The following is a 5631-nucleotide window of genomic DNA, read 5'->3' on the forward strand; positions in this document are numbered from 1 at the left end:
GGTAGAACGCATGGTTGGGGATGCCGGAGTTGATATGCACGCCGCCGTTGTCCTGGAAGGTATTCACGTAGCCGCTCATGTGCTTGGGTTGCGGGTCCTTGCCGATGACCGGATCGTTGAAGGCGGAGCCCGGGTCCTTCATCGAACGCAGCGCGATGCCGTTGACGTTGCCGGTGAACAGGCCGTCGCCGATCAGCCATGTGGCATCCTTGACGGTCTCCTTCCGATGATACTGCCGCACCATGGAGCCGAACACGTCGGCCAGCGATTCGTTCAGCGCGCCGGGCTGGTTCAGGTATTGCAGCCCGGCCTCGTCCTCGATCACGCCGTGGGCAAGCTCATGGCCGATGATATCGAGGGAAATCGTGAAACGGTTGAACAGCTCGCCATCGCCGTCACCGAACACCATTTGTACCGAGTTCCAGAACGCATTGTTGTAATCGTCACCGAAGTGCACGGTCGCATCGAGCCGCATGCCGGCATCGTCGATCGAATCGCGGCCGAAGACATCGGCAAAGAAATTGAAGGTCGCACCGAGTCCCTCGTACGCCTCGTTGGCGGCATCGTCGCCAGCTACCGGCGGCCCGCCTTCCATGCGGATGATCTCGCCGGGCAGGTTCTGCTGATTGCGCGCATGGTAGATCGTGCGCACCGGCTTGAGTTCGGAGATGGGCTTGGACGAAGACGGTGCGGCCGGCTGCGGTGCCTGCCGCGCGATGCGCATCGCGCGGAAGGTGTTGTCGGCGGACTTGGTGCGCAACGCGGCGGCACGCTGCTTCGGCGTGCCGTTGTTGGCGATCCCGTCCAGCACATAGGGCGGAAGGATGCAGAGAATCGGGTTGTGCTGCTGGGTGTGACGGCACATGCTGAGACCTCCTGGACATCAGGTTAACTCACCTGGCATGGCGTGCCATGCCGACTTTGACAGAGAGTCGATTAGTCTCTTTACCCGCCTGTTCGTACACGACGAACGTCTGCAGCAATGGGCCGATTCGCGCCGCTCTCCTTGGTCAGGGGGCTATTCTCGTGCAGGTGTCACGGTGCGGTATGAGGTGAATCAAAAACGCATCACCATGCCCTGCGCCATCAACCACAAGTTGGTTGCTGTGATCGCGCCGATGAAGGCCAGCAGCGGCGCCAGCCTCCAGCCCTTCACGCCGCCGCCGTCGGCCAGCTGGCCATTGCCGCGATGCCGGACGATCTGCACCGCCAACCAGAAGCCGAGCACCATCAGGCCGGCCTGCAGCGTGTACATCGCGACCTCGGGCAGGATCGGGTCCATCATCATGTCGTGCTTGGCCGATGCCGACAGCGGCGCGAGGCCGGTGCCGAAGGGATTGGTGAACAGCGTCACCAGGTCGGCGCTCTCGCGCGACAGGTGGTCGAGGTTGTGCGCAAGGTGGTACACGAAGGCCAGCGGCAGCGTCACGAAGGCGAACGACACGAACAGCGTCTTGTACGGCGTCGCGCGTTTGTTGAACAGCCATGCCAGTCCGATGGCGGCGGCATAGGCGAGCACCACGCCGCCGCACACGCCCAGCATCGCCAGCGTGAAGCTGATGATCGGCGTGCCGCTTTCATTGAGCAGGCCGGCGACGGCGGCCACCCAGTCGCGCCAGAATTCCATCATCGTCAGGCCGTGGAACATCGTGACACCCAGCAGCGCCAGCATGAACCATGCGCCATCCCATTGCGGACGCGCCTGTGCCTGGTCCTTCGCTTCGCTGCCCAGCGGACGCAGGCGCCAGGTCACGTTCTTCTTCGGGCAGCTCAGCATGCAGCTGCCGCACGACAGGCAGTTGGTGTTCTGGCTGAAGCGGCCGACCACGAGGTGGGTCGGGCAGGGCTCGATGTCCTTGGAACCGTTGTAGCATTCCAGCGTCTTGCAGGTGTCGCAGGTCGACTGCTCGAGCGGACGCACCGATACCGGCGCCAGCCGCGAGTAGAAGCCGAGCGTGCGGCCCACCGGGCACATGTAGCGGCAGAAGGCCTTGCGTTCATACAGCAGCATGAAGACGATCGACAGCACCAGCATGACGAGCGCCATCAGCGCGGTCGCCAGCGGCCAGCCGGTGACGCCGACGCCGGTCTCCAGCCAGGTCAGGCCCATGAACATGAGCAGCGCCGGCCATACGTTCTGCAGGTAGCGCGGCACCTTGCGGTTGCGGCCCGGATGCGGGTCGCGGCGGCGCCACAGCCGCCAGCGCACCAGCCAGTTGGCCAGCGTGTTCCACGGGCAGATCGCGCACCATGCGGTGCCGAGGAAGAGCACCGACACCACCACCAGCGGCCACCACAGGTTCCACACCAGCGCGGTGGCCAGGTTGTGCTCCGGGTAGGTCGTGCCGAACAGGCCGGCCACCACCACCATCAGGAACACCGCGACCGACACGAAGCGGATGCCAAGCAGCGGATACGGACTGCGGTTGAGGAAGCGCACCACCGGCCCAACGAAGGGCATGGTCGCGAGGTTGATGCTCTTGGGTGAGGATTGCCCGGGGAAGCGCGTGAACAGCGCCCACAAGGCAATCACGGCCATGATCGCGCCGGCCGGGTAGCGCCACTCCTCGGGCAGGCCGGGGTGGAGCATTTCCATCGGTTCGTCGGGATAGACCTCTTCCTCGGCGGGTGCCTGCTCGGCCGGGAGGGTGTCGGGAGCGCTGTCGTCGACCTGCGCTGGCGCGGCCTGCTGGGTTGGCGCCTTCTGGGCATGCTTTTCCACGGGGGCGAGGCCGTGTTCGGTATGGGCAAATGCCGGGGCGTTCCAGGCCTGCGCAATCAGCAGCAGCGCGGCGAAAATGATCTGTTTCATGTTTGACAGTGCTCCGGCGGCGCAATGCCGTACCGGCAACCCTTGTTCTGACGGCGCTCCGGTCCCATACCGGCGCCTGCGTCAAGGATTATCGCGAGGCAAAATTGCCGCCGCACTACTCCAGATCAAATATTGCGGAGAATCACTTGCCTGTTGTGCAGGGTTTGTCCGTCGGATGCTGCGCCGGCACATGACCTTGAAAAAAAATTCATGCAGGATGTCGATTCCGGCAACGCCCGATCGTCGTGACCGTGATGGACCCGGCAGGGCCCAGGATTTCCAAAAGACAAGAGGAGAGTTCCATGCAAGTCCAGCCTTACCTGTTCTTCAACGGACGTGCCGAAGAGGCGTTCGCATTCTATGGCCGGGTGCTCGGCGCCGAGGTGGTCGACCTGATGCGCTTCAAGGATTCCCCTGACCCGCCGCCGCCCGGCATGATTCCGCCCGGCTCGGAAAACAAGGTCATGCATGCCACGCTTCGCATCGGCGGCTCCACCGTCATGGCATCCGACGGCAACTGCGGCGGCACGTCCAGTTTCCAGGGATTTTCGCTATCGCTCGACTTTCCGGATGAGCAAGCCGCGCGCAAGGCTTTCGACGGACTGGCCGATGGCGGCACCGTGCAGATGCCGATCGGGAAGACGTTCTTCTCGCCCTGCTTCGGCATGGTCATGGATCGCTTCGGCATGGGCTGGATGGTGATCGTGATGCCGCAGGGAGGCGCACAATAGGCTTTCCACGGGCGTCTGTATCAGATGTGAAGGTGCGCGCCACTCGCCAGCGTACGGCCGGAAAAATCGCCCGGTCCGGTGGCCCGGACATAGCAGCCGGAGCAACGCCCGGCCGCCCGTGGCACGGTGCTCACCGCTGCCGGGAGACCAGCCCGAGAAAAGCAAGGCCCACCAGCGCCGACGTCAGCGATGCCAGCAGGATCGCAATCTTCGACGCATTGACGAGCGCCGGTTCCCCCGCAAAGGCGAGGTTGGTGATGAAGATCGACATCGTGAAGCCGATTCCGCCCAGCATGCCGGCGCCCGCGATATGCGTCCAGCGCAGGCCACCGGGCAGGCTGCAGATGCCGGCGGCAACCGCGAGGGCGCTGAGCAGCACGATGCCCAGCGGCTTGCCGACCACCAGGCCGGCAAGGATGCCGACACTGTTGGAAGACGCCAGTTCGCGCATCCAGTCCGCGCCAATCACGATGCCGGTGTTGGCAAGCGCGAAGATGGGCAGGATGACGAAGGCGGCTGGCTTGTGCAGGATGTGTTCGAGCCGGTGCGAGGGTGATTCTTCATCGTCCTGTTTCGCCGAAAACGGAATCGCGAATGCCAGCAGCACGCCCGAGATGGTCGCATGCACGCCTGACTTAAGCATCAGCACCCACATGATCGCGCCGCCAACAAGGTAGGGCGCGAGCGCCATGATGCGCAGATAACGGTTCATGCACGCGAGCAAGGCGAAGGCGGCCAGCGCCGCGAGCAGCCAGCCCCAGGCCAGTTCGGCCGTGTAAAACAACGCGATCACGATGATGGCGCCAAGGTCGTCCATGACGGCCAGCGCGGTGAGGAAGATTTTCAGCGAGGCCGGCACCCTGCTGCCGAGCAGCGCCAGCACGCCCAGTGCAAAGGCGATGTCGGTCGCCATCGGGATGCCCATGCCGGCTTGCGTGGGCGTACCGGCATTCAGCCAGAAATGGATGAGCGCCGGCACGCAGATGCCGCCCAGCGCGGCGACGACGGGCAGGAGCGCGCTCCTGAAGTTCGACAATTCGCCGTTGTACAGTTCGCGCTCGAGTTCCAGCCCGATCAGCAGGAAGAAAACCGCCATCAATGCATCGTTCACCCAGTGCTCGACGGACATGCCGGCAATGGTCACGTGCCAGAGGTGGAGATAACTTTCCCCGAGCGGAGAGTTGGCGAGGAGCAGCGACGCGAGCGTGCAGGCAAGGAGCAGGACGCCGCCGGCCTTCTCCGACTCGGCAAAGCGCTTGAAAGTGTCGGAGAGGGAATTATGGATGTGCGGGGAGATGGGTGCGTTCATGGGGTCGCGAACAAGCCGCGCGGCGGCCCGACCAACGCATGTCCTGCCCACACCCTTTGTGTGGACACCCGCGGGCAGTATAGCCGATCAGTCCGGCGCCTGCCCGCCCCCTATCGCCTGCGCAAGCTTGATGTTGAGCACGAAATTCTCGAGCGTCAGCTTGGCGATCGACGAGACGAAGATGTACTCGCGATCGGTTTCCGACATCGGCCGGATGTTCTGTTCGTAGTGTTCCACCACGGACATCGCGATCAGGTGGATGGCGTCGTCCTCGTTGATGTTCAGCATTCCCCAGTCGACGGGGTCGATGGTTTCGATTTCCTTGATCAGGTCTTCGACGGCCTGCAGGTTCATTGCCATAAGGGTAGCGCCTCATTGAGTGATGATGCCCTCCCATTGGAGCACGTTTGCGCCGTCGCGCCTAGGCCGGGTTGCGGATCCAGTTCGCGATAATGCCGACCGCCTCTTCCTCCATGCCGATGAAGCCGTGCCAGTGCAGCGCCTCGCACGCGTCACCGGTGGGATTGGCGCCACCGTCGACCATCACCAGTTTCTTGACTGGCGCATTCACGAGGCCGCGCAGGATGGACGGCACTTCATGCGGCGCGCAGACGCGGCACGCATCCTTCGCATGGTGCAGCACCAGCACCGGCACGTCGATTGCCGCGAGGTCCTGGCGCGGCACCGCGCCCGGCTTGCTGTAGCTGACCACGCTGGAACTCAGCACGACGCCCGCGATGCCCATGTCCTTGATCCGGATCGCGGCCGCCGTCGCCGAA

5 protein-coding genes and 1 pseudogene are annotated in these 5631 nt (G+C 63.9%); 1 reads left to right on the top strand and 5 read right to left on the bottom strand.

Annotated elements, in window-relative coordinates; all coding sequences use genetic code 11:
* Together AYR66_RS09030 and AYR66_RS09035 are read right to left on the bottom strand one after the other, a co-directional pair.
* Window positions 1-865, bottom strand: an 865-nt coding sequence (locus AYR66_RS09030) for a M4 family metallopeptidase (RefSeq protein ID WP_088709704.1), incomplete at its 3' end; no start/stop codon positions are given.
* A 192-nt stretch (window positions 866-1057) separates the two neighbouring features.
* A complete protein-coding gene (locus tag AYR66_RS09035; protein WP_088707224.1) occupies window positions 1058-2812 on the bottom strand; it encodes a 4Fe-4S binding protein in 1755 nt (584 codons plus the stop codon).
* 302 nt (window positions 2813-3114) lie between these two features.
* Between AYR66_RS09035 and AYR66_RS09040 the strand changes: the two genes are divergently transcribed.
* Window positions 3115-3543, top strand: a complete 429-nt coding sequence (locus AYR66_RS09040) for a VOC family protein (RefSeq protein ID WP_088707225.1) — start codon at window positions 3115-3117, stop codon at window positions 3541-3543.
* A 130-nt stretch (window positions 3544-3673) separates the two neighbouring features.
* Here AYR66_RS09040 and nhaA read toward each other — a convergent pair whose 3' ends face one another.
* The 3 genes and pseudogenes from nhaA to AYR66_RS09055 all read right to left on the bottom strand — a co-directional run.
* A complete protein-coding gene (gene nhaA / locus AYR66_RS09045) occupies window positions 3674-4852 on the bottom strand; it encodes a Na+/H+ antiporter NhaA (protein WP_088707226.1) in 1179 nt (392 codons plus the stop codon).
* Window positions 4853-4939: 87 nt separating this feature from the next.
* Window positions 4940-5212, bottom strand: coding sequence for a hypothetical protein (locus tag AYR66_RS09050; protein WP_088707227.1), 273 nt, complete (start codon window positions 5210-5212; stop codon window positions 4940-4942).
* Window positions 5213-5273: 61 nt separating this feature from the next.
* Window positions 5274-5631 (bottom strand): annotated as a pseudogene (locus tag AYR66_RS09055) (alpha/beta hydrolase); the annotation flags it as partial.

Source organism: Noviherbaspirillum denitrificans, assembly GCF_002211445.1.
GTDB lineage: Bacteria > Pseudomonadota > Gammaproteobacteria > Burkholderiales > Burkholderiaceae_D > Noviherbaspirillum > Noviherbaspirillum denitrificans.

Bases quoted from the DNA above. Each gene is read 5' to 3' on its own strand.
- AYR66_RS09035 (WP_088707224.1), bottom strand. From the start codon at position 2,812: ATGAAACAGATCATTTTCGCCGCGCTGCTGCTGATTGCGCAGGCCTGG.
- AYR66_RS09040 (WP_088707225.1), top strand. From the start codon at position 3,115: ATGCAAGTCCAGCCTTACCTGTTCTTCAACGGACGTGCCGAAGAGGCG.
- nhaA (WP_088707226.1), bottom strand. From the start codon at position 4,852: ATGAACGCACCCATCTCCCCGCACATCCATAATTCCCTCTCCGACACT.
- AYR66_RS09050 (WP_088707227.1), bottom strand. From the start codon at position 5,212: ATGGCAATGAACCTGCAGGCCGTCGAAGACCTGATCAAGGAAATCGAA.